Annotated in this window: 25 protein-coding genes; 6 read left to right on the plus strand and 19 right to left on the minus strand. The window is 71.2% G+C overall.

What is annotated here, in order from left to right; genetic code table 11:
* Positions 1–11: 11 nt before the first annotated feature.
* Together gmk and ABC766_RS20770 are read right to left on the minus strand one after the other, a co-directional pair.
* The gene (gene gmk, locus ABC766_RS20765) at positions 12–674 is read right to left on the minus strand and encodes a guanylate kinase (RefSeq protein ID WP_043354630.1); all 663 of its coding nucleotides are present in this window, start codon (positions 672–674) and stop codon (positions 12–14) included.
* 52 nt (positions 675–726) lie between these two features.
* Entirely contained in the window at positions 727–1,584 is an 858-nt protein-coding gene (locus ABC766_RS20770) for a YicC/YloC family endoribonuclease (protein ID WP_345822810.1), read from the minus strand.
* 255 nt (positions 1,585–1,839) lie between these two features.
* Between ABC766_RS20770 and ABC766_RS20775 the strand changes: the two genes are divergently transcribed.
* The gene (locus ABC766_RS20775; RefSeq protein ID WP_345819392.1) at positions 1,840–2,463 is read left to right on the plus strand and encodes a PAS domain-containing protein; all 624 of its coding nucleotides are present in this window, start codon (positions 1,840–1,842) and stop codon (positions 2,461–2,463) included.
* A 71-nt stretch (positions 2,464–2,534) separates the two neighbouring features.
* Here the strand turns inward: ABC766_RS20775 and mltG are convergent, their stop codons facing one another.
* The 5 genes from mltG to ABC766_RS20800 form a co-directional block, all read right to left on the minus strand.
* Positions 2,535–3,950 carry an endolytic transglycosylase MltG gene (gene mltG / locus ABC766_RS20780; protein ID WP_043759011.1) on the minus strand — a complete coding sequence of 472 codons (1,416 nt, stop codon included), beginning with the start codon at positions 3,948–3,950 and terminating at the stop codon, positions 2,535–2,537.
* A 175-nt stretch (positions 3,951–4,125) separates the two neighbouring features.
* Positions 4,126–5,016 (minus strand): bifunctional DNA-formamidopyrimidine glycosylase/DNA-(apurinic or apyrimidinic site) lyase, encoded by an 891-nt coding sequence (gene mutM, locus ABC766_RS20785; protein ID WP_043354623.1) that lies wholly within the window; start codon positions 5,014–5,016, stop codon positions 4,126–4,128.
* Positions 5,017–5,178: 162 nt separating this feature from the next.
* Positions 5,179–5,814 (minus strand): Smr/MutS family protein, encoded by a 636-nt coding sequence (locus ABC766_RS20790; RefSeq protein ID WP_345819393.1) that lies wholly within the window; start codon positions 5,812–5,814, stop codon positions 5,179–5,181.
* Positions 5,811–7,007, minus strand: coding sequence for a murein transglycosylase A (gene mltA, locus ABC766_RS20795; protein ID WP_345819394.1), 1,197 nt, complete (start codon positions 7,005–7,007; stop codon positions 5,811–5,813). The genes ABC766_RS20790 and mltA overlap by 4 nt, the downstream gene beginning before the upstream one ends.
* A gap of 32 nt (positions 7,008–7,039) precedes the next feature.
* Positions 7,040–7,753 (minus strand): Tim44/TimA family putative adaptor protein, encoded by a 714-nt coding sequence (locus tag ABC766_RS20800; protein ID WP_043354619.1) that lies wholly within the window; start codon positions 7,751–7,753, stop codon positions 7,040–7,042.
* Positions 7,754–8,102: 349 nt separating this feature from the next.
* Here ABC766_RS20800 and secB point away from each other — a divergent pair, with 349 nt between their 5' ends.
* Positions 8,103–8,603: a protein-export chaperone SecB gene (secB, locus tag ABC766_RS20805; protein WP_012320646.1), complete on the plus strand. Its 501-nt coding sequence runs from the start codon at positions 8,103–8,105 to the stop codon at positions 8,601–8,603.
* 406 nt (positions 8,604–9,009) lie between these two features.
* On the plus strand, positions 9,010–10,242 hold the full coding sequence (locus tag ABC766_RS20810) for an MFS transporter (RefSeq protein WP_278305951.1): 1,233 nt from the start codon (positions 9,010–9,012) through the stop codon (positions 10,240–10,242).
* A gap of 206 nt (positions 10,243–10,448) precedes the next feature.
* On the opposite strand, the gene ABC766_RS20815 is transcribed toward ABC766_RS20810, so the two are convergent.
* The 8 genes from ABC766_RS20815 to ABC766_RS20850 all read right to left on the minus strand — a co-directional run bounded on the left by ABC766_RS20815 (position 10,449) and on the right by ABC766_RS20850 (position 18,876).
* Entirely contained in the window at positions 10,449–11,324 is an 876-nt protein-coding gene (locus ABC766_RS20815) for an RNA polymerase factor sigma-32 (protein ID WP_012320644.1), read from the minus strand.
* Between the two features lie 319 nt (positions 11,325–11,643).
* Entirely contained in the window at positions 11,644–12,249 is a 606-nt protein-coding gene (locus tag ABC766_RS20820) for a CarD family transcriptional regulator (protein WP_043354614.1), read from the minus strand.
* A 506-nt stretch (positions 12,250–12,755) separates the two neighbouring features.
* Entirely contained in the window at positions 12,756–13,094 is a 339-nt protein-coding gene (fdxA, locus tag ABC766_RS20825) for a ferredoxin FdxA (RefSeq protein ID WP_043354612.1), read from the minus strand.
* A 219-nt stretch (positions 13,095–13,313) separates the two neighbouring features.
* Positions 13,314–13,607: an RNA-binding S4 domain-containing protein gene (locus ABC766_RS20830; protein ID WP_345819395.1), complete on the minus strand. Its 294-nt coding sequence runs from the start codon at positions 13,605–13,607 to the stop codon at positions 13,314–13,316.
* Between the two features lie 12 nt (positions 13,608–13,619).
* Positions 13,620–17,096, minus strand: a complete 3,477-nt coding sequence (locus ABC766_RS20835; protein WP_427902252.1) for a helicase-related protein — start codon at positions 17,094–17,096, stop codon at positions 13,620–13,622.
* Positions 17,062–17,379 carry a hypothetical protein gene (locus ABC766_RS20840; RefSeq protein WP_043351171.1) on the minus strand — a complete coding sequence of 106 codons (318 nt, stop codon included), beginning with the start codon at positions 17,377–17,379 and terminating at the stop codon, positions 17,062–17,064. Before ABC766_RS20840 ends, ABC766_RS20835 begins: the two co-directional genes overlap by 35 nt.
* Positions 17,380–17,571: 192 nt before the next feature.
* Positions 17,572–17,862: a DUF1330 domain-containing protein gene (locus tag ABC766_RS20845; protein ID WP_043385113.1), complete on the minus strand. Its 291-nt coding sequence runs from the start codon at positions 17,860–17,862 to the stop codon at positions 17,572–17,574.
* A gap of 72 nt (positions 17,863–17,934) precedes the next feature.
* Positions 17,935–18,876 (minus strand): DUF3108 domain-containing protein, encoded by a 942-nt coding sequence (locus ABC766_RS20850; RefSeq protein ID WP_396652030.1) that lies wholly within the window; start codon positions 18,874–18,876, stop codon positions 17,935–17,937.
* Between the two features lie 361 nt (positions 18,877–19,237).
* Here ABC766_RS20850 and rpmB point away from each other — a divergent pair, with 361 nt between their 5' ends.
* Positions 19,238–19,540: a 50S ribosomal protein L28 gene (rpmB, locus tag ABC766_RS20855; RefSeq protein WP_043351177.1), complete on the plus strand. Its 303-nt coding sequence runs from the start codon at positions 19,238–19,240 to the stop codon at positions 19,538–19,540.
* A gap of 276 nt (positions 19,541–19,816) precedes the next feature.
* Here rpmB and cobT read toward each other — a convergent pair whose 3' ends face one another.
* The 4 genes from cobT to ABC766_RS20875 all read right to left on the minus strand — a co-directional run bounded on the left by cobT (position 19,817) and on the right by ABC766_RS20875 (position 24,054).
* Positions 19,817–21,724 (minus strand): cobaltochelatase subunit CobT, encoded by a 1,908-nt coding sequence (gene cobT, locus ABC766_RS20860; protein ID WP_043385115.1) that lies wholly within the window; start codon positions 21,722–21,724, stop codon positions 19,817–19,819.
* Positions 21,725–21,729: 5 nt separating this feature from the next.
* Entirely contained in the window at positions 21,730–22,218 is a 489-nt protein-coding gene (locus ABC766_RS20865; protein ID WP_345819396.1) for a DUF29 domain-containing protein, read from the minus strand.
* 17 nt (positions 22,219–22,235) lie between these two features.
* On the minus strand, positions 22,236–23,219 hold the full coding sequence (cobS, locus tag ABC766_RS20870) for a cobaltochelatase subunit CobS (protein ID WP_043358054.1): 984 nt from the start codon (positions 23,217–23,219) through the stop codon (positions 22,236–22,238).
* Between the two features lie 208 nt (positions 23,220–23,427).
* Positions 23,428–24,054, minus strand: coding sequence for a J domain-containing protein (locus ABC766_RS20875; protein ID WP_043358056.1), 627 nt, complete (start codon positions 24,052–24,054; stop codon positions 23,428–23,430).
* Positions 24,055–24,163: 109 nt separating this feature from the next.
* Here ABC766_RS20875 and ABC766_RS20880 point away from each other — a divergent pair, with 109 nt between their 5' ends.
* Together ABC766_RS20880 and arfB are read left to right on the plus strand one after the other, a co-directional pair.
* Positions 24,164–24,460, plus strand: coding sequence for a BolA family protein (locus ABC766_RS20880; RefSeq protein WP_043385118.1), 297 nt, complete (start codon positions 24,164–24,166; stop codon positions 24,458–24,460).
* A gap of 169 nt (positions 24,461–24,629) precedes the next feature.
* Positions 24,630–25,061: an alternative ribosome rescue aminoacyl-tRNA hydrolase ArfB gene (gene arfB, locus ABC766_RS20885; RefSeq protein ID WP_043358059.1), complete on the plus strand. Its 432-nt coding sequence runs from the start codon at positions 24,630–24,632 to the stop codon at positions 25,059–25,061.
* Positions 25,062–25,064 lie beyond the last annotated feature (3 nt).

A 25,064-nucleotide genomic window follows, 5' to 3' on the forward strand; every position in this document is an offset into this window, starting at 1 on the left:
CCGGGTCCGCGTCACGGCGTCTCCGCCAGCAACCCCTCGACGAAGGTGGTGAGGCCGGTGCGCCGCGTCCGCCGGAGCCGCTCCGCCGCCAGGATGCCCTGGAGGGCCCGGAAGGCGTTCTGCAGGTCGTCGTTGACGATGACGTAGTCGTACTCGACCCAGCGTTGGATCTCGGTCCGGGCATTGGCGAGACGCTTCTCGATCGTCTCGGCCGAATCCTCTGCCCGGCGCTCCAGGCGCTGGCGCAGCTCGGCCATGCTGGGCGGCAGGATGAAGACCGTCACCACGTCCTGGGCGAGCTTGGAGCGCACCTGCCGCGTGCCCTGGTAGTCGATGTCGAAGATCATGTCCCGGCCGGAGCCGAGCACCTTTTCCACCGGCCGCCGGGGCGTGCCGTAGAAATTGCCATGGACCTCCGCCCATTCGAGCAGGTCGTCCCGGTTGCGCAGGTCGTCGAAGGCCTCGCGATCGATGAAGTGGTAGTGCCGCCCGTCGATCTCGGAGGGGCGGCGCCCCCGCGTGGTCACGGAGATCGACAGGTCCAGCGCCCAGCTCGGATCCTGGGCGATCGCCCGCGTCAGGGTCGTCTTCCCCGCCCCGGAGGGCGAGGAGAGGATCAGGATCAACCCCCGCCGCGCGATGGAATCGGAGACGCTCCCACCCTGCTCGGTCATGCGCGTGGCTCCCCGACGTTTCGCATCCGTATTCTCACATCCTGATCCGGCATCATTCGATGTTCTGGACCTGCTCGCGGAACTGCTCGACCACGGCCTTCAGATCGAGGCCGATCCGCGACAGGCTGATGTCGTTGGCCTTGGCGCACAGCGTGTTGGACTCGCGGCCGAACTCCTGGGCGATGAAGTCCAGGCGCCGGCCGATCGCGCCGCCGGCCGCCAGCAGCTCCCGGGCGCTCGTCACATGGGCCCGAAGCCGGTCCAGTTCCTCGCGCACGTCCGCCTTGCCGGCGAGCAGCATCGCCTCCTGATGCAGACGGTCCGGATCGAGGCCGCTGCCGCCCAGCGCCGCGACGGCCGCCTCCAGACGCGCGCGCACGGCCTCGGGCTGACGCGCGGGATTCGCCTCCGCGGCCTCGGTCAGCCCGGCGATCCGGTCGACCTGGCCGATGACGACCTGTTCGAGCTGCCGCCCCTCCGCGCGGCGGGCCTCGACGAGATCCGCGACCAGCTGGACCACGCCTGCGGCCAGATCCCGGGCGAGGGCGTCGGTGTCCGCCGCCTCGTCCTCGACCTCGATCACGCCGCGGACGCCGAGCAGCCCGTCCATCGTGGCGGGGGCCACACCCTCGGGGACCGGCACCCGGGCCACCGCCTGGGCGAGACTCGCCAGCAGCGTCTCGTTGATCCGCACCCGCGCGGTGGTCTCCGGCTTGGTGAGCGTCAGGGTCAGCTGGCACTGGCCGCGGGTCAGGGTCTTCTGCAGGGCGGTGCGGGCGGTCTCGCCGAGCCCGTCATAGCCGGCCGGCACACGGGTGCGCACGTCGAGGCCGCGCCCGTTGACGCTGCGGACCTCCCAGACCCAGTGGACCGGTCCGGTACTTCCGGCCGCCCGGGCGAAACCGGTCATGCTCGCGATCTGGGCCACGCCGACCCCCGTCCCCGTGAAGATCGGGGCCTGTAGCACGGATCTCTCCACGGGGAAGAGGCCGGTCCCTGCGACGGACCCATCCCGGCCCGCGCGCGGGTCCCGTCGCCCCCGCGCCACCGTGGACGTCACGGATCGACTTTCGGACGACGCCGCCAACATTGCATTTCAAGATCAAGTTGTGTTCGTAGGTCCGGGTCGTTTTCACAAGAACCCGGATGGCGCATGCCACGATCAATGTTGACCAGGCCCGCGCTCACGCCGTTCGGCATGTCCGCGCTGGGCGTCGGCATGTGGGAGGACGTGCCGCATCTGGGACGCGTGCGCGGGGATGCGACGATGGCTCGGATCTTCGGGTTGACCGAGGCCGAGGCGGCGCAGGGCGTGAGCTGGGAGCAGCTCTCCACGCTCTTCCATCCGGAGGACCTTGCCCGGGACCAGAATCAGCGTCGCCGTGTCCGCGACGAGGGCGGCCTCTTCGCGTGGGAGCATCGCATCGTGCCCGCCCCCGGACTCGTACGCTGGGTGTTGGCGCGCGGCCGGTTCGAGCGCCGCGCGGACGGCCACATCTATGGGCGTGGGATCGTGATCGACATCACCGACAGCCGGACCGAGGGGCCGTTCGAGCCTCCGGCGGGCTTTCTCGGGGCGCCGGCCGAGCAGGGTTCCGTCGTCGAGCAGATGGCGGATTGCGCGATGCGTCTGTGGGAACTCCTCGGCGATCTCGGGCTCGAAGAGGCGAAGCGGGTGCAGCCGCTGCTGGAGGCCCTGCTGTATGAGCTGGGACGCCAGATCGCGGCGTCCCTGTCGGGTCCTCCTCCGGCCGGGCAGGGGCGCCCGCGAAACCCGAAGGCGCATTGAGCCCTGCGTGAGCCCGGCGCGGCTGCGTCACGTCCGACGACGCGTCGCAGCAGTCCGGCCGGAGCCGGTCCCTAGCGCCGGCCCCGGGGCGCCGGGGCCGGTTCGCTCAGGGCCGGCACCGTCTTGGGCGAGCCCAGGTCGTAGCTGCGGTTCTTCAGGGGATCGAGGCGCGTGCCCTCGGAGGCGTCGAAGGCCCGCGAACCCGGCGTGCCCGTATCCGCGGCGAAGGCCGCGTTGGTGTTGATCCCGTTGGCCGCGGGCGCACCGCCCGGCGCGTAGGCCGAGGCGCGGCCCGGCGTCGCCGGATCCGGACCCGGCTCGACCTTGTCGACGGCGTCCGGCGGCGCCTGCCGGCTTTTCTCCACGGCCCGCCAGCGGGCGACGTTGCGCTGATGCGCCTCGAGGGAGTCGGCGAAGGCGTGGCCGCCGGTGCCGTCCGCCACGAAGTAGAGGTCCTTCGTCCGGGAGGGGTTGGCCACCGCCTCCAGGGCGGCCCGGCCGGGATTGGCGATCGGCCCCGGCGGCAGGCCCTCGATGACGTAGGTGTTGTAGGGCGTCGGCCGGTCGATCTCCGACCGGAGGATGCCGCGCCCGAGGGTGCCGCGGCCCCCCACGAGGCCGTAGACGATCGTCGGGTCGGATTGCAGCTTCATCCGCTTGTTCAGGCGGTTGATGAAGACGCCGGCCACCCGGGGCCGCTCGTCGGCGCGGCCGGTCTCCTTCTCCACGATGGAGGCGAGGGTTACCATCTCGGCCGGGGTCCGCACCGGCACGTCGGCGCTGCGCCGCAGCCAGATCTGGTTCAGGACCTCGCGCTGCTTGGCCTTCATCAGGTTGACGATCTGCTGACGGGTGGCCCCGCGTTCGAACTTGTAGGTGTCGGGCAGGAGCGAACCTTCCGGGGGGATCTCGTTGATCTCGCCGGTGAGCACGTCGTTGTCGTTGAGGCGGCTGACGATCTGCTCGGAGGTCAGGCCCTCCGGGAAGGTGATGGCGTGCTGGACCTGCCGGCCGGTGGCGATGGTGTCGAGGGCGTCGGAGATGCTCGCATGCGCCTTGAACACGTATTCCCCGGCCCGGAGCGCCGGCCGGCCGCCGAAGCGGGCGGCGAACTCGAACAGGCCGGTATGGTCGATCACGCCCTCGCGCTTCAGGGTCTCGGCGATCTCCGCCGTTCCGCTGTGGGTCGGGATCACAACGACCTTGTCGGCCGCGAGCGGCCCCGGCTCGCGCACTTGCCGCTGGAACAGCGTGATCCCGATCATCGCCGCGATGGCGATGACGACCGCGAAGGTCAGGGCTCCGCTGATGAGGCCCACGAGGCCGCTCCGCTCGCGCTCGGGCTTCTCCGGGGGCGGGGGCGCGACCGTCGGCTTGATCGCCTCGCCGGGGGAGCGCGGCGAGAGCCGCTGCGGCAGGGCGGGCTCGCCCGTCGGATCCTGCGCGGTGGTTTCGGGCGCGGGCGTCTTTGAGCGGCGGAAGAACATCGGGATCCTGTCTGGGCCCGCGCGACCCGTCACGCGTTGCGGGCCGGGATCGGCTGCCCGCAACCGGGTGCGCACGTCGAGGCGCTAGACCCTAGCCGGGTTTGTGGCGAAATTGCCGTTTCGCGGCGCAGTGACGCACGGTTCGACGCAAGGTTCGACGCACGGTTCGTTGCGGTCAGTCCGGGGGCTGGCAGGTCGCGCAGAAGAAGGTCGAGCGGTTCGCCTGGACGATGCGGGTGATGGAACCGCCGCATCCCGGCCGGCTGCAGGACAATCCGACCCGGTCGTAAACCCGGAAGGCGTGCTGGAACGCCCCCGCGCTGCCATCCGTGTGGGCGTAGTCGCGCAGGGTCGAGCCGCCGGCCTCCACGGCCTCCTGCAGGACCTTCACGATCGCCTTGGCGAGGGCGTTGGCCTTGGGCGTCGGGCGCCCGTCGGGCCGGACGAGGCTTCCGGCCGGGGCCTCGGGGTGCAGGCGCGCCCGGTGCAGCGCCTCGCACACGTAGATGTTGCCGAGGCCCGCGATCAGGCGCTGGTCGAGCAGGGCGGCCTTCAGCGGCGCGATCTTGTGGCGGAAGAGCTGCGCGATCACCGCGCCCGTCAGTCCGTCGAGGGGCTCGATGCCCATCCTGGCGAAGTGGCGGCAGCCGGCGAGATCCGCGCTCGGGACCAGATCCATGAAGCCGAACCGGCGGGCGTCGTTGTAGGTCACCGTGGCGCCGGTGCTCATCGCCATGACCACGTGGTCGTGCTTGGGCGTGCCCTGGGCCCCTTCGAGGTAGAAATCCCCCGGCGACAGGTTGCTGCCGTCCGGCAGGGCCACGTCGAACCGCCCACTCATGCCGAGATGCATGACCAGGGTCTCGCCCGAGTCAAGCGCGGCGGTGAGGTATTTCGCCCGGCGCGCGAGGTCCGTGACGGTCCGCCCCTCCAGCCGGGCGGCGAAGCGATCCGGGAAGGGGAAGCGCAGGTTGGCCCGGCGCAGGGTGACACGGCTGAAGCGGGCTCCGACCAGGGCGGGCGCCAAGCCCCGCCGCACCGTCTCGACTTCGGGAAGCTCCGGCATCTCTCTCGCGACTTTGCGTGCGTGGCGCCTCATGCGCCGGCTCCGGATATCGGCGGGATCGGTCCGGGCCGCAACCGCGCGGCTCCGGCGCGGTTTGCCGCGCAGGCTGCGGACACCGGTGAACAGGCCGCTGCGCGCCGTGCGGCGCCGGGTTCCGGCCCCCTATCGGCGCCGCAGACGGACGTAGAGCGCGCCGCCGCCGCCATGGTGGCGGGCGGCCTCCTCGAAGCCGAGGACGATGCCGCGCAGTTCCGGCCCCCGCAGCCAGTGCGGCACGCTGCGGCGGAGCACCCCGCGCTCGGCGAAGGCCTCCGCGTAATCCGGTCCGCCCTTGCCGGTGACGACCAGCACGTAGGAATGCCCGGCGGCCCGCGCCCGGAGCAGGAAGCCCGTCAGCGCGGCATGGGCCTCCGTCTGCACCATCCCGTGCAGGTCGATCCGCGCCTCGATCGCCAGTCGTCCGCGGCGCAGGCCGACCTTGGCGGTCCGCTCCAGGCTGGTGCTCGGGCTGTGGCGCTGCGGCGGCGGCTGATACGGCGCGGCGGTTGCCGGACGCGGCGGCTCCGGTGCCGGTTTCGGCGGATGCTTCGCCCGCGGCCGCTTGGCGGTTGGCGGCGCGCTGGGCTTCAGGATCGGGGCCGACAAGGGCGGCATGGCGGCGGTCGGGGGCGCCGGCGGTGGGGGAAGTTCGGGGGTCGGGGACGCGCGGCCCGGCAACGGCGTCACCAGCTTGGCGATCGCGTCCCAGAGGCGGGTCTCGCCCGCGGTCAGGCGGCGCCCGCGGCGCGGGGGCCTCACGGCGCGGCTCCGGGCGCAGCGGCGCGGCGCGGCAGCAGGACCACGAATCCGATGGCGTCGCGGAGGTTTCCGGCGACCACGCCGGCCGCAGGACCGGTGCCGACGAAGAGGTCGCCGCGAGCAGGGCCGACGATCGCCGATCCGGTATCGGCGGCGATGACGAGGCGCCCGGGCGCGTCCGGGGCTCCGTCCTGTGCCGCGCCGGGCAGCGGCCCTGCGAGCCAGAACGGCAGGCCGTACCGCCAGAGGGTCGAATCGACCGCCAGGCTGCGGCCCGGGCTGAGCGGCGCGTTCGCGGCGCCGGGCGGCCCGAGAGCCGGATCCGCGACCGGGGCGAGGCGGAAGAAGATGTAGGAGGCGTTGGTGCGGATCAGGCGCTTGGCGATCTCGGGATGCGCGCGCAGCCAGCCGGTCCAGCGGGCAAGCGTCAGGCCATCGAGCGGCAGATGCCCCTCCTGGACGATCAGCTTGGCCACCGCCGTATAGGGGCGCCCGTTGCGGCCGTCGTACAGCACCCGCACCGCGTGACCGTCCGGTAGCCGGACGCGCCCGGAGCCCTGGACCTGCAGGACCAGCAGATCGACCGCGTCGCGCAGCCACAGGATCGGCTTCGCATGCGCCCCAAGGGCTCCGTCGTCGATGGCGGCGCGGTCGGGATAGGGGGCAAATCCGTCCGCGGTGGCCCGCGCGGCGCGCAGGGTCGGATCGAGCCCCGGACGGGTTTCGCCGGGGGCGAGGGAGATCAGGTCGTCGGGACGGGCGAGCACCGGCGTCGGAAAATCCGGCCCGGGCGCGAGGGAGCCCGTGAGCTCCGGCTCGAAATAGCCGGTCAGGAAGCCGGGCCGATCCGCGCCGGGCCGATCGATGCGGAAGGCGTCGAACCGCTCGCGGAAGAACGCGGCGGCGTCCGGCACGGGGCCGGCCGCGGCCGTGCAGGCCTCGGCGAGGGCGGCCGGATCGCCCGCGACGCCGTCCGGCTGGGGCTGGGCGGGCGCCGGTGCCGCGCAGACCCGCCGGAAGGCGTCGAGCGCCGCTTCCGCCTGCGCACCGGGAAAGCCCGGCAGGTCCGCCGGGGCGACGGGGCTCAGGACCGCACCGCCGACCGCCGTCGGCGCGGCGGACACGGATGGACTCAGCAGGAACGCGAGGAGGGCGGCCGGGACTGCTCCGGACCGGGCATGGGGAATCGGCACGGCAAGATCGTCACGGCACGCCTGTCACGGGCTCAGGCGCCGGCCTCGGTGGCCACGAGCTGCCAGTTCGGGTCCCGCGAGCCGAGGGTGCGGGAGAAGGTCCAGACATCCGGAACCTCGACCACCGTCTCGGCACTGCCGTCCACCACCTTGCCGTCCGCGTTGCGGGTGGCGGTGATGAGGTTCGACAGGAAACGCACGGTGACGTGAGCCACCCGGTTGCGCACCTCGACGGCCACGATCTCGGCCTTGTCGATGGAGACGAAGGTGGTCTCCAGGGTCTGCCGGTTGCGCTCCCGCTCGGCGATCGCGCGTTCGAAGGCCTCGCCGACCTCCTTGGACAGCAGGCCGCGCAGGGTCTTCCGATCGCCCTTGGCGAAGGCGATCATGATGGCTTCGTAGGCGGATTTCGCGCCCTCGACGAAGGCGCGCGGGTCGAACCCGGGCTCCGCCTGGACGCAGGCCTCGAGGCCGCGGGCGACCTCAGATCCCGGCTCGGCGATCCCCCGCCAGTCCCGCGGCGCGGCGGCGGTCGGCGGCGCGGCCTGCACCCGGTCGGCACCCGGCAGCCGGACGACGTTGTCGCCGTCGGAACGCGCCTGCGGTTCGGTGCGGCTGCGGTCGACCGGCTTGAACGGCGAGCGTTCGGCGCCTGTCTTCTGACCGAGCACGGAGCGCAGACGCCAGATCACGAAGACGGCCAGCGCCAGGAAGATGATCGTCGTTACGTCGAAACTGTCCTGCATCACCGATCCGATGGTGGCCGCGGCGAGACCCTGTGCCCCTTGCTCAGGTCATGCCCGGTGCGGCGCCGGCTAAGCGCGCATAGGTCTGGCCGACTCATATCCGACCAACGCGCCGGGAGCGAGCCGGTTGTATCGTCGGGGTCAACTGGTCCAGCACGCAATCGCGATATGGGTTGCCGGTGCCGCCGGCGCCAGCGCCCCGTCACCTCGCCTGTCACTTCGCTTGTCCAGGCCCGGCGCGCGTGTTAGCGGCCCTGCCGTTTGGGTAGTTCCGCGGCGTGATCCAGCGGCTCCCGCCGCGACAACAACCCGCGCCGGCCCCGCCGGTCGATCGAGAAGGATGATCCGCATGGCCGATTCCCCGGCAGCGAACGGCAACGGCGGCGGCATGCCGCAGGGCGATGTGCCGACCATCAATGCCCTGGCGCAGTACACGAAGGATCTCTCCTTTGAGAATCCGAACGCCCCGCGCTCCCTTCAGCCCAAGGAGGGCCAGGGGCCGCAGATCAACATCCAGGTGAACGTCAACGCGCAGCAGCTCTCCGAGACCGATTTCGAGGTCGAGCTGAAGCTCGAGGGCGACGCCAAGATCCAGAACGAAGTGCTGTTCGCCTTCGAGGTGACCTATGCCGGCGTGTTCCGGCTGCTCAACATCCCGGCCGACCAGATTCATCCAGCGGTGATGATCGAGTGCCCGCGCCTGCTTTTCCCCTTCGCGCGCCAGATCGTGGCCGAGGCGGTGCGCAACGGCGGCTTCCCGCCCCTGTACATCGACCCGATCGATTTCGTCGGCCTTTACCGGCAGAAGGTGATGGAGCAGCAGGGCGCCCAGGGCCCGCTCGCCTCCTGAGGTGACGACCGGCGGCCGCGCGGCGGCCGCCGGGACCCCGACAGGCCGCCGCCCGCGCGCACAGGGCGTCCGCTCAGGAGCGCGGCGCTCAGTGCGACGAAGCTGCCCGGCAGGTCGGGCAGCCCGAACCGGCCGCCGACCTTCCCGGCGCCTTCGGGTGCCGTGCTGGGCGCCAGGGCTGCCACCGCGAGCCTGTCCATCGCCGCCGCCGACGAGGGCCCCGGTCCCGGTCAGGGCGGCCGCGCCGCGGACCGTGCAGGGTTTCGCCCGCTCTCTCGCCGAAGACGCCGCACGTCGCCCCGCATGAGGGTGTCGCCGCCCTGCTCCGCGACGGAGGCTGCGTTCCGGGCTTGACCGTTCCGGGGTCCCCGTTCACGTCCGGGGCCCGAAACGGCTCCAGGATCGCATGGCCCCCACCACAAACCTCGCCTTGATCAACCTGTTCATCGGGGACATCCAGGGCGGCCTCGGCCCCTTTCTCGGAACCTGGCTGGCGGAATCCGCCTCGTGGAGCCCCGCCCGGGTCGGCTTCGTCGTCACGCTGGTGGGGTTCGGCACGCTGTTCCTGAGCGGCCCGTTCGGTGCCCTGGTGGATCGGTTCCCCCGGCCACGCCTGCTGATCGCCCTGGCCTGCGGGGCGATCCTGGCGGGCACGCTGCTGCTCCTTCCGGCGCGCAGCTTTCCGGCGGTCCTGTGCGCGCAGCTGCTCGCCGCGGCCGGCGGCACCCTGCTGTTGCCGGCGGTCGCGTCGCTGACCCTCGGCATCGTCGGGAAGGACCGCTTCCCCGCCCAGCAGGGCCGCAACCAGGCCTTCAACCACATCGGCATCCTGGTCGCGGCGGGGGGCATCAGCCTCGGCACCGGCTATTTCGGGCCTGCGATCGCCTTCTGGGTCCTCGGCGGCATGGCTGTGGCGGCGATCGGCGCCACGCTGACGACGCCCGCCGGCGCCTGGAACCGGCGCCGCGCCGTCGGTTGGAAGGAGGACGACGCGGACGAACCCGAGCGCAGCGGCCTGCGTCAGGTTCTCGGCAACCGCCGTCTGCTGGTGCTGACCGTGGCGCTGACCCTGTTCAACCTGGGGAACGGCGGCATGCTCTCGCTGCTCGGGCAGAAGCTCGTGGCGACCGCGGCCGACGCCACCACGTGGACGGCGCGCTACGTCATGGTGGCGCAACTCGTCATGGTGCCCGTGGCTCTGTTTGCCGGTTCGCTGGCCGACAGGCGCGGACGCCGTCAATTGCTGATGGTGGCCTTCGCCGTGCTGCCGGTGCGCGCGCTCATGTCCGGACTGATCGACGATCCGGTGTGGCTGATCGCCGCCGAGGTGCTGGACGGCGTGGCCTCCGGCATCGTCGGGGTGGCGGTGCCCGTGGTGGTGGCGGACCTGACCTGGGGATCGGGCCGGACCCAGACGGCGCTCGGCAGCGTCAACGCGGTGCAGGGCGTGGGCGGCGCGCTCTCGAGTTGGTACGGCGGCCTGTCATACGGGCTGTTCGGCTGGACCGGTGCCTTCCTGGCCCTCGGCGTGCCGGCGCTCGTCGCCCTGGCGCTCGTGATCTGGCTCGACGCCACCCCTGAGGCCGGCCGCCGCCGGCGCCGGCGGGAGCGGCGCAGCCCCGTCGTTCAGGGGGCGTAACGGGCGCGCGGCGGTATCCCGCTCGCGACCACGGCACCGGCCCCCGTCATCGCACGCGCAGGCAGGCATATCCGCAGGTACACCCATTGCGCCGGAGATGTCGGGCAGTTGGCCCGACAACGGCGGCCCGTCGCATGGGCGACCCTTCTGAAACACGAAAGCCCGGCCGCCGGGCCGGGCTCCGTGACGATGACGCTGCGTGCCGCTCAGCCGATATGGGGGCTGCCCGTGGCGGCGGGAAAGCGGTCGGCGAGCGCACGGCGCAGCTTTTCCAGGGCCCGGTTCTCGATCTGGCGGACCCGCTCCTTGGAGATGCCGAGCCGCTGGCCGAGGGCTTCGAGGGTCGCCTGATCCTCGGCGAGGCGGCGCTCGCGCAGGATGCGCAGCTCACGCTCGGACAGGACGGTCAGAGCCTGCTGCAGCCAGCTGAGGCGGCGCTCGCCGTCGACCGTGGCGCTCACGGTCTCGTCCGGCAGGTCAGCCCCATCGACCAGGAAATCCATCCGCTCCGAGGACGCGTCGCTGTCCTCGCCCACGGGGGCGTTGAGCGACATGTCGGGGCCGGACAGGCGCGCATCCATCAGGGCGACGTCGTCACGGGAGACGCCGATCGCGCTGGCGATGCGGCGATGGATCTCGTCGCCGACATGTTCCTCGGTGGATTGCATCAACCGGGCGCGCAGCCGGCGCAGATTGAAAAACAGGGCCTTCTGCGCTGAGGAGGTCCCGCCGCGCACGATCGACCAGTTGCGCAGGATGTAATCCTGGATCGAGGCGCGGATCCACCACGTCGCATAGGTGGAGAAGCGGACGTCCCGCTCCGGCTCGAACCGGGCCGCGGCCTCCATCAGGCCGACATGCCCTTCCTGGACGAGGTCGGCCATGGGCAGGCCGTAGTGACGAAAACGCCCCGCCAGGGCGATGACGAGGCGCATATGGGCCGAGATCAGACGGTGGAGGGCCCGCTCGTCGCGCTCGTCCTTCCATCGCACGGCGAGGCCCCGCTCTTCTTCCCGGGCCAGGAAGGGCGCCTCCATGGCAGTCCGTATGAACTGCCGTCGAATTCCCGCGATCTCAGCCATCCGCCTGCCTCTTGTTGCCGAGTGCTGTTGCGGCGTCGGACCCAAGGGCCCGACGCGCAGGCGCCACCGGGGGGTGACGCCAGGCAACCGACAACGGAAGGCAAAACGGGAAAGTTCCGTCCCGATGCCCCACAATGCGACAACGCAGCGGCCACGAATTCGTGTTCCGTCGGGAAGACATGGGATCCGGCCCCGCGCCGTCCAGCCCAGACCTTCGCGAACGGTCAGGGCCGTTGGGGGGAGCCGGCTGCGCGGACGCAAGAAAAAACCCGGCCACCAGGGCCGGGTTGAATGTCGTTGTCGCGATGCGATGCGCGCCTCAGGCGGCTTCCTCCTGAAGGTCGTCGCCCTCGCTGTCCCCTTCGGCCTCGGCCTCGGGCTCGGCCTCGTTCTTCGCCCGGCGGGGCGACTTGGCGAGGCTCTGCTCGATCAGCTTCAGCGCCTCGGTCTCGGTGATGCGGTTGACCGAAGAGATCTCGCGCACGATCCGGTCCAGGGCCGCCTCGTACAATTGGCGCTCGGAATAGGATTGCTCGGGCTGGGCCTCGGAGCGGAACAGGTCGCGCACGACCTCGGTGACGGAGAGCAGATCACCCGAGTTGATCTTGGCCTCGTATTCCTGCGCGCGGCGCGACCACATGGTGCGCTTGATCCGGGCGCGGCCGGTCAAAAGGTCGAGAGCCTTCTTCACCAGTTCCGGCTCGGCGAGCTTGCGCATGCCGACGCTGTTGGCCTTCGCTGTGGGGACGCGCAGGACCATCTTGTCCTTCTCGAACGAGACCACGAACAGCTCAAGCTTGTAGCCCGCGATTTCCTGCTCCTCGATCGCGGTGATGCGACCGACGCCGTGGGCCGGATACACGACAGCCTCGCCGGTCTTGAAGCCCTGCCGGCCTGTGGTCGTCGTCTTCTTGGCTGTGGTCATGCGAGAAGGGCCTCCACTGGCGCGCAGCGTTCGGCGCCGCGCGAAACCGTGTTCTTCCGGGCGGGACACCCGGTCTGCCTCGCCGCTCCCGAAACCCCCGCGCCCAGCGCGACGATCCCGGGCATTCCCCGGCGCGGCCGTGCAAACACCTGGCGCGTCCGCCGAAGTCTCCTTCGGCGGCCGATCGCGTACTACTCCTAACAACCGAAAATCGAAGGCGTTTCAGCCGGAGGGAGCACGTCAGGCGCAAGCGACGGCAGGCGGATTGTCTACCACAATCCGGCGCGCAGATCAAAGCATCCCTGAAGACGCACGCGCGGACCAAGCGCGGCGTCAAAGAGTTTTACACTGGTGCCATGGGACAGGAATGACCTGGCCGCGTATCTGGGCTTCGTATGACGCAGCCCCGAGGGGGCCTTCAGCGAAGCGGCGGGGCTGAAAAAACTTCCCGCCCACTGGAAAGCCGCGGGCGCATGCGCGTCAGATCCTGTGAATTCGTCCCAAGCTCAGTCGCCAGATCCAGGATTCGGCGAGAAATGCGCCTCCAGCTTTCCGGCCTTTCCATCCCACTCCTTGGCGTCGGCCGGAGCTTCCTTCTTCTGCGTGATGTTCGGCCAGGTTTTGGCGTAGTCGGCGTTCAGCTTCAGCCACGTGTCCAGATTCGACTCCGTGTCGGGCTTGATCGCTTCGGCCGGGCATTCCGGCTCGCACACGCCGCAATCGATGCACTCATCCGGATGAATGACGAGCATGTTCTCGCCTTCATAGAAACAATCCACCGGACAGACCTCGACGCAGTCCGTGTATTTGCACTTGATGCAATTGTCGGTGACGACGTAGGTCATCGGATGTCTTCGTCCTAAAACTCGACTTGGCCCGGGCAGAGCCTGGGGACGGCCTGCGCGCGCCAGCGGGCGCTGCGAGGGGAACGCCGGTGAGGCCCGGCGCGGAGCCGGGCTTCGGAGGCCAACGGCTCTAGACCCTGCCTCCCGGGCTGACAAGCGCGTGTGCGCCGCATGCGGTCCGCGACGGGCCGCTCGCGCGGGGGCTGTGGCACAGCCTCATCACCCGTGCGTCTCGACCGGCGGCCCGCCGCCGGACAGATCGTCGTACAGAAGCCGCGCTTCCGGGGCGGGGCCGCGCCGTACGCCGAGGCCGAGGACCCTTACAGCCAGGGTCGCGTGCGGCGCGGCCACCGTCACCACGTCACCGATGCCGATCGCCCGCGCCGGGTTCTCGGCCCGGCTGCCGTTCACCCGGACGAACCCGTCGGAGGCCAGCCGCGCTGCCAGTGACCGGGTCCGCGCGAAGCGCGCGAACCACAGCCATTTGTCGAGGCGCTGCCGGTCCTCCCGCATCCGCGGTGAAGGTCAGCGCTTCCCGCCGTCGCCGGCCTCGAGCTGCGCCTTCAGCGCGGCGAGCTTGGCGAAGGGCGAATCCGGATCGGGCGCCCGCTCGCGCCGGGGCGGCCGCTGGTCGGGCCGCGGGCCGGCATGGCGCTGCTCCGCATTGCGCTGATCGTCGCGGCGTTCCGGCCGACCACCCTCGAACCGGTCGCGGCGTGGACCGCGGTCCCGTCCCGGCCGCGGGCCGCCGTCGCCACCTTCGGCGCGACGCTGCTCCGGCCGGCCGCCATCCGCGCGTCCCTGGCCCGGGTTCTGGCCCGGCTGGCCCGCATCCCGGCCGCGTCCCGCGCCGCGGGGGCGATTCTGCGGACGCTGGTGCGCCGGGCGCTGATGCCGCTGCAGGCGCCAGACGTCGATCTGCGGAACCTCCGCGGCGGGTTCGCCCTCCGCGGCCGTGCCTTCGGCCGCATCGGCCGCAGCGGACTCCGCCTCGGCCGTGCCGGGCGCGGCCTCCTCGGTGGCGGAGACCGGCTCGGCGGCCGGCGCAGCCTCCTGGGGAGCCTGGTCCGGTTGCTCCGATCCGGCGCCGGTCGCCTCCGCGTGCGGCGCATCGCCCGCGGGCTCCTCGGCCTGCTCTCCGGCGGTCGCATCGGCTGCGAGGTGCGGCGCCTGATCCTCGGTCGGGGACGCCTCGGCCTCGACGGCCGGGACCTCATCCCCCGGAGAGGCATGTTCCGCGGCGGTCTCGACGTCCTCCGCAGCCGGAGCCTCGTCGCCGGCCGGCTCCGCGGCATCCGCCTGCGCGGCAATGGCCTCGTCGGAAGACGCCTCGGCCGGGGCGGCCTGTGCGGCCGGCGCCGTGGCCGCGGCGGGGACGAGCGGCACCGTGATGGCGGGGCCCGGACGCGTCTCCACGTTGTAGCCCAGGGACTTCAGGATCGAGGCGAAATCCTCGCCCGAGCAGCCGACCAGGGAGGTCATGCCGACGGTGGCCACGAAGCCGTCGCCGTCGGCCGTTCCGTCCGGCGGGGCGCCTGGGGTGGTGCCGGGGCGATAGGCGATGGCCGGGCGGATCAGGTCGGCGAGCCGCTCCAGGATGTCGACGCGCACCGCGCGCTCGCCGCTGACCCTGAAGCCGGCGGCCCGGTACAGCCCCTTGGCGATCTCGCGGTCGACCTTGATCGAGGTGCGGCCGGAGCCGGCCAGATGCGCGATCTCGTCGAGGCCGCGCTGGTCGAGGCCGCCGTTGCGCAGGGCCCAGAGCTGCGCCGCGAGCGTCCGCGGCGCCGGCTTGAGCAGGGCCGGCAGGAAGATGTGGTAGGCGCCGAAGCGGACGCCGTGGCGGCGCAGCGCCCCGCGGCCGTCCTGATCGAGGCTGCGCATCTCGTGCGCCACCTTCGAGCGTTCCAGCACGCCCAGCGCCTCGACGACCTGGTAGCCGATGCCCTTGGCGAGACCCGTAAGGTCCGCCGCGGTCTCGATCTCCATCAGAGGGCCGAGCAGGCGCACGATGTAGGCTTTCAGCCACGCATCGAGGCGGGCCTCCACCTTCTCCCGGTGCGCGCCGGTCAGGCTGTCGTCCGCCAGCAGACGGATCTGCGGGGCGAACAGCTTCTCGCCGGGGGTGAGCTTGGCCACCGGCGCGCCGGTCCACCGGATCGTGCCGTCATGCGAGAGCACGAGGGTCGAATCGGCGGTCGCGGCGAATCGTTCGGCCCGCGCCTCGATCTCGCCCGCGAGCGCCTTCTCGGCGGCGCTCCTCAGGGTCTTGGCCTCGTGCCCTTCGGCGCTGGCATCGGGAACGAACAGGAATCCGTGAAGGTGGCCGACATGCTGACCCTCGACGGTGACGTCACCGTCGGCGGTGATCTGGGCTTCGAGCATCGTGTTCTCTCTCAGGCGCCGCATCAGGACGCTGGTGCGCCGGTCGACGAAGCGGCTCGCGAGGCGTTCGTGCAGGGCGTCGGACAGTCTGTCCTCTACCCGACGTGTCTCGCCCTGCCAATGTTCCGGGTCGCGCAGCCAGTCGGGTCTGTTGGCGACGAAGGTCCAGGTGCGTCCCTGGGCGATCCGACGGGACAGCGTGTCGATGTCGCCGTCGGTCCGATCGATCATGGCCACCTGCTCGGCGAACCACGTGTCGGGGATGCGGCCGGCCATCCCCTTCATGAGGAATCGGTAGAGCTGGGCCACCAGATCGGCGTGCACCTGCGGGTGGACCTTGCGGTAGTCCGGCACGCCGCAGACGTCCCAGAGCCGCCTCACCGTGGCGGCGCTCCGCGCCATGTCGCGGATGTCGTCCTCCTTCATGAGGATCTCGAGGGCCTGCTGATCCTCGCCCATGGGGGCGCGGGTCAGCCCCGATTCGCGCGGGTGCTCGTCGAGACTTGCCTGCAAGCCCTCCAGGCTGCCGAAGCGCAGGTCCGGATTGCGCCATTGCAGGATGCGGAGGGGATCGAAGTCGTGGCTCTCGAGCCGCTCCACCAGCTCGGCCTCGAAGGTCGGGCAGCGCCCGGTGGAGCCGAAGGTGCCGTCGGCGAGGTGGCGTCCGGCGCGGCCGGCGATCTGGCCCATCTCGGCGGGGGTGAGCTTGCGGAAGCGGGTGCCGTCGTACTTCCAGTTCGCCGCGAAGGCGACGTGGTCGACGTCGAGGTTGAGGCCCATCCCGACGGCATCGGTGGCGACGAGGTAGTCCACGTCGCCCGCCTGGTACATCTCGACCTGGGCGTTGCGGGTCCGGGGGGAGAGCGCGCCGAGCACCACTGCGGCGCCCCCGCGCTGACGCCGGATCAGCTCGGCAATGGCGTAGACCTCCTCGGCCGAGAACGCGACGATCGCGGTGCGCCGGGGCAGGCGCGACAGCCGCTTCTCCCCCGCGAAGGTCAGTTGCGACAGCCGCGGCCGGGTCGTGGTGTGGACGTTGGGGATCAGGTCCTGAACCAAAGGCAGCATGGTCGAGGAGCCGATCAGGAGGGTTTCCTCCCGGCCGCGGACGTAGAGCAGGCGGTCGGTGAAGACGTGGCCGCGGTCCATGTCGGCGGCGAGCTGGATCTCGTCGATGGCCACGAAGGCCACGTCGAGGTCGCGGGGCATCGCCTCGATGGTGCAGATCCAGTAGCGCGGCCGGTCCGGCTTGATCTTCTCCTCGCCGGTGACCAGCGCGACCTTCTCGGGGCCGACCTTGGCGACGACGCGCAGGTAGACCTCCCGGGCGAGAAGCCGCAGGGGCAACCCGATCATCCCGGTCGGGTGCGCGAGCATCCGCTCGATGGCGAGATGCGTCTTGCCGGTGTTGGTCGGCCCGAGGACCGCGGTGACGCCGCGGGCGCGGGCATCGCGGGACAGCGAGCGGCTGGGCGAGGGGCGGAGCAGCGCGTCGATGGTCGGCGGTTCCTTCGAACGGGAAGGCCGTCGCGGCGCCGTCGCGGCGCGGGCGGGGAGGCGGGTTCGACCGACCGGCCGCGTCTCAGGGACGGTAGGGCCGGGACGGTCCGCCCTCATATGGGATGCCGCCCCCGCCAGGTCCAATCTGGGGCGTGATCATCGGGAAGATGTCGATCTGCGTCGTCGGCGTGCCCGGCTGCGGTGCCACGTCGGCGCAGAGCGTGTCGGGGACCGCCACGAGGGGGCCGCGCCGCGGCGGCCGGTGCTCGACGACTTCGGCCGACGAGAAGGCGTCGCCGCCGCAGCCCGGATCGGCGGTGCCGGCGCTCAGGGGCTGCGCGGCCGCCGGGCCGGTGACGACGGCCAAGGCGAGGGCGATTCGGAGAGCAAGCGGGCGCATCCGCCGATTATCGCCGGGAACGTGAAGATTTCCTCCACCTCCGGCCGCGCGCTCCGGAGCCGCCTCCTCTGGGCCCGCAGGCACCTGAGGGAGAGCGCCACGGTTTCAGGCCTCGCGCTGCCCGAGGGCGCGGCGCTCCGGGCTGAGGGCGGCGCGGGCTGCATCGACCGCGGGCTCCGAACGCCAGGCGGATCAGTCGACGCCTTCGACGAGGACCACCTCGCCGATCCCCGCCGGCCGGCGCTTGGCGACGGCGGCCTGGTACTCGGGCGAGAAATAGTAGGCGCGCGCCGCCTCGTAGGACTCGAACTCCAGCACGACGTTGCGCGGACGGGCCTCGCCCTCCAGCGCCTCGCAGCGGCCGCCGCGCACCAGCGGCGTGCAGCCGTACTTGCGCATGGCCTCGGAGGCCAGGGCGGCGTAGTCCTTGTAGGTCTCCGGATCGGTGACCGTCATCCGGACGATGATGTAGCCCTTGGGCATTGGCTGACCTCCCTGGCGCGGCTGTCGCGCCGCGCGGACGTGCCGGGAAAGCCGCGGGCGGTCAAACCGCCGCTACTGCCCGGGCAGGCTCGCCTGTGCGACGCTGGTGCCGGCGGCGCCGGCCGTCCCGGTCGTGCCCGCATTGCCGCCCTGGCTCCAGCGCGTCGCCTCGATGATGTTGGTGCCGATCGTGGTGAGCACCGAGATGCGCAGCGGGATCAGGACCCGCGTCCCCTCGACGGGGGCGAGCCAGACCGACATCTCGCGGTTCTCCTCCATGAACTTCACCCCCGGCCGGTCCGGGCGGTGGCCGGCCACCGCCTGGTAGCGGGCGTTGCAGACGAGCACCGGGCCGGCATAGCCGGGCTTCTGAACCGGGCGCGTCTCGGCGTAGCTCAGCACCACGTTGAAGCGGGTGGCGCCGTCGAAGACCGGCAGGGTGCGGTTGCAGTTTTCCGGATCGAGGGGCTCGCCGCGCCCCTGAGTCGGCATCAGCAGGGCGCTGACCGGGTCGATGATGCCGCGCTTGTTGGAGGCTGTGACCGGGACGCGGTCCTGCATGTCCACGAGGGGCGGCGTGATCTCGGCCTGGACCACGTTGCCGTGCGCCAGGGCCATGCGCACCGCGATGCCGGAACTGGCCGTCTGGGTCGCGATGGCGAAGGCGCCGGGCTGCGGTGCCGCCGCGAAGCTTCCGGAGGCCCGGGCCGAGCCCTTGCCGCCGGTGATCGCGCCGACGAGGCCCGTGAGCACCGCCGACACGTCCATGAGGTAGCGGTCGCGGTCGAACGAACCGGCCAGCCGCGCCGTGCCGATCGGCAGGCCGGCGAGGTTGATGCCGTAATCGACCGCCACGGTCGCGGCAGCCCCGGCGGCCCGCTTCGCGCGCGACGCCCGCGAGGCGGCATCGGCCGGAGCCATGAGGGCGGCGAGGGCGAGGAGGCTGCCCGCGAGGCGCCCGGCAGCGTGCTTTGTCACAGGCTTGATCATCCGACGGATTGGCGTGGCGCTCATGATCCGGATCGCATCCCAGGGCGGGCGGCCCAAGACACGCGCTCGGACACACCCTCTCGAACACCCCCGCGCGTCGGACGCCTCTCGAGGCCCGGAGCCGGGAGAGGCACCTTCCTGCAGGTGGAAGAAGGCTATATCCCGGCATCGTGGTTAACAGACCGTTGGGCGGCCGGGGCGGCCGGGGCGCCTCTGCGGTCGGCGGGCACCTTGACGCGGCGCGCCTTCGTCGCCTATAGGCTCGCGCCTTCAACAGGACTCCGCCGGACCTGGAACACGCAATGGGCGCCGCCTGCTGCGACGATGATCGCGCCGGTCGCGATCGGGTCTATTCGGGCGGAACGAGACGGGATCGTTTTTTATCATGGCGCGCCGCTGCGAACTCACCGGCAAGGCCGTTCAGGTCGGCCACCTCGTGAGCCACTCGAACCGCAAGACCAAGTGCCGGTTCCTGCCGAACCTGTGCAACGTCACCCTCCAGTCCGACGCGCTCGGCAAGCGCGTCCGTCTGCGGGTCACCGCGCACGCCCTGCGCTCCGTGGAGCACCGCGGTGGGCTCGACGCCTTCCTGATCAAGGCTGGCGAGGGCGACCTGTCGCAGACCGCCCGCCTCCTGAAGCGCGAGATCCACAAGAAGCTCGCCGAGGCCCCGGCCGTCGCGGCCTGAGTCTCCGGGCTTCACGCCATCCTTCATCGGACGGTTCGAACCGCCGTGGCCCCCGAGGCCGCGGCGGTTTCCGCTTGCGCGCAACAGGCACAGTGATCCGGAAAATCCCGTTCACGACCGCAACCTGAGGGGCCCGCGTCAGCGGGCCGCCAAGGAGGGCTCCAGGGATCGGGCGGCCTGACGGAGGTTTCCTTCGCGGCCTCCGCGGCGCTCCGGCATCTCAGGATGAGAGGCCGGAGCGGATGGGCCTTGAGGTCGAAGGAGGTCCGCGGACGGTCAGCGCCGCCCGCCCGCCGCGCGCAGCATCCGGCCGGTCGGTGCCGGCGTGCCGTTCTCCTCGAACAGTTCCGCGAGCTTCTCGGTCATCGCCCCGCCGAGTTCCTCGGCGTCGATGATCGTCACGGCGCGGCGGTAATACCGCGTCACGTCGTGGCCGATGCCGATGGCGAGCAATTCTACCGGCGAGCGCGTCTCGATCTCCTCGATCATCCAGCGCAGGTGCCGTTCGAGGTAGTTGCCGGCATTGACCGACAGGGTCGAATCGTCCACCGGCGCGCCGTCCGAGATCACCATCAGAATCTTGCGCTGTTCGGGCCGGCCGAGCAGGCGCTTGTGCGCCCAATCCAGCGCCTCGCCGTCGATATTTTCCTTGAGCAGCCCTTCGCGCATCATCAGGCCGAGGTTCTTGCGCGCCCGCCGCCAGGGGGCGTCGGCCGATTTGTAGACGATGTGGCGCAGGTCGTTCAGGCGGCCGGGATTCGGCGGCTTGCCGGCGGCGAGCCACGCCTCGCGGCTCTGGCCGCCCTTCCAGGCCCGGGTGGTGAAGCCCAGGATCTCCACCTTCACGCCGCAGCGCTCCAGCGTCCGCGCCAGGATGTCGGCGCAGGTCGCCGCCACGGTGATCGGCCGGCCGCGCATCGACCCGGAATTGTCGAGGAGCAGCGTGACGACCGTGTCGCGGAAGTTCGTATCCTTCTCCTGCTTGAAGGAGAGGGGCTGGTAGGGATCGATGACCACGCGCACGAGCCGCGCCGGGTCGAGCTGACCTTCTTCCAGGTCGAAGTCCCAGGCGCGGTTCTGCTGGGCGAGGAGGCGGCGCTGAAGCCGGTTGGCGAGGCGGCCGACCACCCCCTGCAGATGGGAGAGCTGCTTGTCGAGATAGGAGCGCAGGCGCGCCAGCTCGTCGGCGTCGCACAGCTCCTCGGCGTGGATGACCTCGTCGAACCGGGGGTTGAACACCCGGTACTCGGGTCCGCGCGCCTCGTTGCCCTGCCGCTGGGGCGGCCGCGAGGCCTCCGAGGCCTCCTCGGATTCCGCATCCTCCGCCTCCTCGGGCAGCTCGCCCGAGGGCGCATCGGCGGATTCCTGGGCGCCGTCCTCGATCTCGTCGGAGGCTTCCTCGGAGGTCTCGATCTCGGCGCGCTCGCCCTGGCTCTTCTCCTCCGAATCGCCCTCGCTCGGGTTCTGCTCCTCGTCCTGGGCGTCGTTCTCGTCGTCGTTCTCGTCATCCTCGGCGTCGAACGGCGTCTCGTCCGACATGTCGAGGGAGGTGAGGAGATCGCGCACCGAACGGGCGAACTTGCGCTGGTCCTCGATCGAGCCGATCAGCCCGTCGAGATTCGGGCCGGCCTTGGACTCGATATGCTCGCGCCACAGTTCGACGATCTTGGTGGCAGCCTCGGGCGGCTTCTGGCCGGTCAGGCGCTCGCGCACCATCAGGGCGACCGCGTCCTCCATGGGGGCGTCGGCCCGGTCGGTGATGGTCTCGTACTTGCCGCCGCGGTGGTAGCGGTCCTCCAGCATCGCCGAGATGTTGCTGGCGACGCCCGCCATCCGGCGCGAGCCGATCGCCTCGACCCGGGCCTGCTCGACCGCGTCGTAGACCGCCCGGGCGGCGGCATTCTCGGGGGCGAGGCGGCGGTGGACGGCGACGTCGTGGCAGCCGAGCCGCAGCGCCATGGCGTCGGCATTGCCGCGCAGCACCGCGACGTCCTGCGCCGAGAGCTTGCGCGGCGGCTCGGGCAGCCGGGCCTTGTCGCCGGTGAGCGCCGGCCGGTCGGTGGCGTAGGTGACCTCGACCTCGGAGCGCCGGGCGATGGCGCGCAGGCAGCCGGCCACCGAGCGCTTCAGGGGCTCGGCCACGGGTTCGCGGCGCTCGCCGGGCTTGCGGTTGGAGATGGACATGCGGGCTACCGGTCGACGTCGACTTCGAAGGGGCGATTCAGGATGTCGTCCCAGCTGTAGGGACACTCCGCGGGCAGGGTTTTGGGCGAGCGCCTCATCTGCCGGGCCGCCCCGAGGCGACCGAGGCGGAACCCGCCGCGCTGCACCTCGTCCAGGCTGGATCTCAACCCGGGGCTCTTCCGCAGCGGGATCAGGATGCGCTCACGGTGCTCGGCGATGCTGAGCGTCGAGCTGCGGCGTTCCGGCTGATGATCCCATTCCAGCATGTGGAGCAGGACGATCTCCACAGCGCTGGTGAGCCGATGATATTCGCTCAGGCCCACGTCGCTCAGCTCCTCGGCGATGTTGTCGAGGTCGAGGGCGTCCACCCGGCCGGCGCGGAGCAACGCCACCTGCTCCTGAACCCAGCTGTAGAGATCATCCGCGTAGCGCGTCCGCCCCTCGGCATGCGGAGCCGCCGGAGCGTCCTCGCGGGTCGGGGCCGGATGCGCCATCGCGTCCTCCATGCAGATCAGCTCAGCGCGACGTTCACCGCGCTCTCGGGCAGCTCCTTGCCGAAGGCGCGCTGGTAGAACTCGGCCACCAGCGTCCGCTCCAGCTCGTCGCACTTGTTCAGGAAGGTCACCCGGAAGGCGAAGCCGATATCCTTGAATATGTCGGCGTTCTCGGCCCAGGTGATCACCGTGCGCGGGCTCATGACGGTGGACAGATCGCCGTTCATGAAGGCGTTGCGCGTGAGATCCGCCACCCGCACCATCCGGTTGACGATGTCGCGGCCCTGGTCGCTCCGGTAATGCGTGGCCTTCGAGAGCACGATGTCGACCTCGCGGTCGTGGGGCAGATAATTCAGCGTCGTGACGATCGACCAGCGGTCCATCTGACCCTGGTTGATCTGCTGGGTGCCGTGATAGAGGCCCGAGGTGTCGCCCAGTCCCACCGTGTTGGCCGTGGCGAACAGCCGGAAGGCCGGGTGCGGGCGGATCACGCGCTTCTGATCGAGGAGCGTCAGGCGGCCCGAGAGTTCCAGCACGCGCTGGATCACGAACATCACGTCCGGGCGGCCGGCATCGTACTCGTCGAACACGAGGGCCACGTTGTTCTGCAGCGCCCAGGGCAGGATGCCGTCCTGAAAGGCGGTGACCTGCTTGCCGTCCTTCAGGACGATGGCGTCCTTGCCGACGAGGTCGATGCGCGAGACGTGGCTGTCGAGGTTGATGCGGATGCACGGCCAGTTCAGCCGGGCGGCCACCTGCTCGATATGGGTCGACTTGCCGGTGCCGTGATAGCCGGTGACCATCACGCGGCGGTTGCGCGCGAAGCCCGCCAGGATCGCGAGCGTCGTCTCCCGGTCGAAGATGTAGTCCGGATCGAGATCCGGCACGTGCTCCTCGGGCTCGGCATAGGCCGGGACCTTGAGGTCGAGGTCGATGCCGAAGACATCGCGGACGGAGACGGTGCGGTCGGGCAGCGCGGCGGGCGTATCGTCAGAGAGCATTCGGAACCTCGTGAGGCGCGGTCGCTCCACTCCCTAGCAGTGGAGCATCCGCGCGAAAGGACGTCGAGCCGGGCCTCCGCGGCGGGGCGAAGCCATCCTTAGACGGCGACGCGCCCGGGCGCCACCGACCGGCATCGACCCCATATAGGGTCGCGCCGTGCGGATTGCCCTATCCCGGATGCGAACCGGCGTGCAGGGTTCGTGCCGTTCAGCAGAGTCCGGCCCCACGCAGCACGTCGTGAGCCCGGATGATGTCGCGCAGCCGCTCCTCGAACGACCGGTCGCCGCCGTTGGCGTCGGGGTGGAAGCGCTTCACCAGGATCTTGTACTGCGCCTTGATGGCGGCCGAATCCGCGCCTTCCTCAAGGCCCATCACGTCGAGGGCCCGGCGGACCGTGGCCGAGTGGCGGGGCTTGCGCGGCTCCTCGGGCTGACGCGCGCGCCGGCGGGCATCGCCGACGCCCTCGCCGCGCAGGATGCCCAGCGGATCGACATAGGCCCAGTCGCGGGCCGGCTCGTCCGCCGGTTTCGCCTGGCCGGTCCGGTTCACGCCCATCGCCCAGGTCGGGCGATGCCCGATGATCGCGTCCTTCTGGTAGGCCTGGACGGCGGCATCGTTCATGCCGTCGAAGTAGTTGTAGGTCGCGTTGTAGGCGCGGACGTGGTCCATGCAGAAGCGCCAGTACTGGCCCTCCGCCTTCCGGCCCTTGGGCGCCCGGTACAGACCCGGATGGGTGCAGCCCGGACTCTCGCAGACGCCCTCGGCCGCGGCTTTCGGCTCGTCGCAGGACGGTTTGATCCGGATGCTGTCGAACAGGCGCGAGTTGAGATCCATGACGGGCCGATTATGAGGGGGCAGACCTGAGACACAAGGGCACCGGGCCTGATGACGCATGCGCGGGATCGGGCTTGACGGCAGCCCACGAACGCGACGCGAGGGCAGGATGACGGATGGTGCGGGCGCGGGGGGCACCCTGCGGGACTGGATGGAGACGCGGCTGCGGGAGCAACTTGCGCCGGCGCGCCTCGACGTGATCGACGAGTCGCATCTGCATGCCGGTCATGCGGGGGCACGGCCGGGGGGCGAGACCCACTACCGGCTCGACATCGTCGCGTCGGCGTTCGAGGGCAAGAGCCGCGTGGAGCGGCACCGCTTGGTGAACGCAGTCCTGGACGATGCGTTCAAGCGCGGTCTCCACGCCCTCGCCGTGCGCGCCCGCACGCCGGCCGAGGCCGCCTGACCCGGCCGCGCGGCCGCCCGCGGGCAGCCCTCGGTCCGCGCGGGTCGGTGGCGTGGGCGGGGCAGCGGATTGAGGGGAATGTGGTTATGGGGATACCCCTCTGCATCCTCCGCCCCGCGCCCGATACGCGGGCGCGGCGGCCGTTGACGATCCTGTCGGAGAGGCCGCCATGTCCCTGCGGGTGACGCCGCGCATCGCCATCGCGGAGGACGAGATCACCTTGTCCTTCATGCGTGCTTCGGGCGCGGGCGGCCAGAACGTCAACAAGGTCGAGACGGCGGTCCAGCTCCGCTGGCCGGTCCTGGATTCGCCCTCCGTGGACGACCGCGTGAAGGCGAACGTGGTGCGGCTCGCGGGGCGGCGCATGACCAAGGACGGCGTCCTGGTCCTCATCGGGCAGCGGCACCGGACGCAGGAGCGCAACAGGGCCGAGATCCTGCAGCGCCTCGTCGACCTCGTGGCCGAGGCCGCCAAGCCGCCGCCCCCGATCCGCCGGGCGACGAAGCCCACGAAGGGCTCCAAGGAACGGCGGATCGTCGCCAAGAAGAGCCGTGCCGTGATCAAGCAGGGCCGGGGCAGCTACCGGGATTCCGACGGCTGATCC

This window comes from Methylobacterium fujisawaense (assembly GCF_039619325.1).
Taxonomy (GTDB): Bacteria; Pseudomonadota; Alphaproteobacteria; order Rhizobiales; family Beijerinckiaceae; genus Methylobacterium; species Methylobacterium fujisawaense.

Bases quoted from the DNA above. Each gene is read 5' to 3' on its own strand.
- gmk (WP_043354630.1), bottom strand. From the start codon at position 674: ATGACCGAGCAGGGTGGGAGCGTCTCCGATTCCATCGCGCGGCGGGGG.
- ABC766_RS20770 (WP_345822810.1), bottom strand. From the start codon at position 1,584: ATGACCGGTTTCGCCCGGGCGGCCGGAAGTACCGGACCGGTCCACTGG.
- ABC766_RS20775 (WP_345819392.1), top strand. From the start codon at position 1,840: ATGTTGACCAGGCCCGCGCTCACGCCGTTCGGCATGTCCGCGCTGGGC.
- mltG (WP_043759011.1), bottom strand. From the start codon at position 3,950: ATGTTCTTCCGCCGCTCAAAGACGCCCGCGCCCGAAACCACCGCGCAG.
- mutM (WP_043354623.1), bottom strand. From the start codon at position 5,016: ATGCCGGAGCTTCCCGAAGTCGAGACGGTGCGGCGGGGCTTGGCGCCC.
- ABC766_RS20800 (WP_043354619.1), bottom strand. From the start codon at position 7,753: ATGCAGGACAGTTTCGACGTAACGACGATCATCTTCCTGGCGCTGGCC.
- secB (WP_012320646.1), top strand. From the start codon at position 8,103: ATGGCCGATTCCCCGGCAGCGAACGGCAACGGCGGCGGCATGCCGCAG.
- ABC766_RS20810 (WP_278305951.1), top strand. From the start codon at position 9,010: ATGGCCCCCACCACAAACCTCGCCTTGATCAACCTGTTCATCGGGGAC.
- ABC766_RS20815 (WP_012320644.1), bottom strand. From the start codon at position 11,324: ATGGCTGAGATCGCGGGAATTCGACGGCAGTTCATACGGACTGCCATG.
- ABC766_RS20820 (WP_043354614.1), bottom strand. From the start codon at position 12,249: ATGACCACAGCCAAGAAGACGACGACCACAGGCCGGCAGGGCTTCAAG.
- fdxA (WP_043354612.1), bottom strand. From the start codon at position 13,094: ATGACCTACGTCGTCACCGACAATTGCATCAAGTGCAAATACACGGAC.
- ABC766_RS20830 (WP_345819395.1), bottom strand. From the start codon at position 13,607: ATGCGGGAGGACCGGCAGCGCCTCGACAAATGGCTGTGGTTCGCGCGC.
- ABC766_RS20835 (WP_427902252.1), bottom strand. From the start codon at position 17,096: ATGAGGGCGGACCGTCCCGGCCCTACCGTCCCTGAGACGCGGCCGGTC.
- ABC766_RS20840 (WP_043351171.1), bottom strand. From the start codon at position 17,379: ATGCGCCCGCTTGCTCTCCGAATCGCCCTCGCCTTGGCCGTCGTCACC.
- ABC766_RS20845 (WP_043385113.1), bottom strand. From the start codon at position 17,862: ATGCCCAAGGGCTACATCATCGTCCGGATGACGGTCACCGATCCGGAG.
- ABC766_RS20850 (WP_396652030.1), bottom strand. From the start codon at position 18,876: ATGAGCGCCACGCCAATCCGTCGGATGATCAAGCCTGTGACAAAGCAC.
- rpmB (WP_043351177.1), top strand. From the start codon at position 19,238: ATGGCGCGCCGCTGCGAACTCACCGGCAAGGCCGTTCAGGTCGGCCAC.
- cobT (WP_043385115.1), bottom strand. From the start codon at position 21,724: ATGTCCATCTCCAACCGCAAGCCCGGCGAGCGCCGCGAACCCGTGGCC.
- ABC766_RS20865 (WP_345819396.1), bottom strand. From the start codon at position 22,218: ATGGCGCATCCGGCCCCGACCCGCGAGGACGCTCCGGCGGCTCCGCAT.
- cobS (WP_043358054.1), bottom strand. From the start codon at position 23,219: ATGCTCTCTGACGATACGCCCGCCGCGCTGCCCGACCGCACCGTCTCC.
- ABC766_RS20875 (WP_043358056.1), bottom strand. From the start codon at position 24,054: ATGGATCTCAACTCGCGCCTGTTCGACAGCATCCGGATCAAACCGTCC.
- ABC766_RS20880 (WP_043385118.1), top strand. From the start codon at position 24,164: ATGACGGATGGTGCGGGCGCGGGGGGCACCCTGCGGGACTGGATGGAG.
- arfB (WP_043358059.1), top strand. From the start codon at position 24,630: ATGTCCCTGCGGGTGACGCCGCGCATCGCCATCGCGGAGGACGAGATC.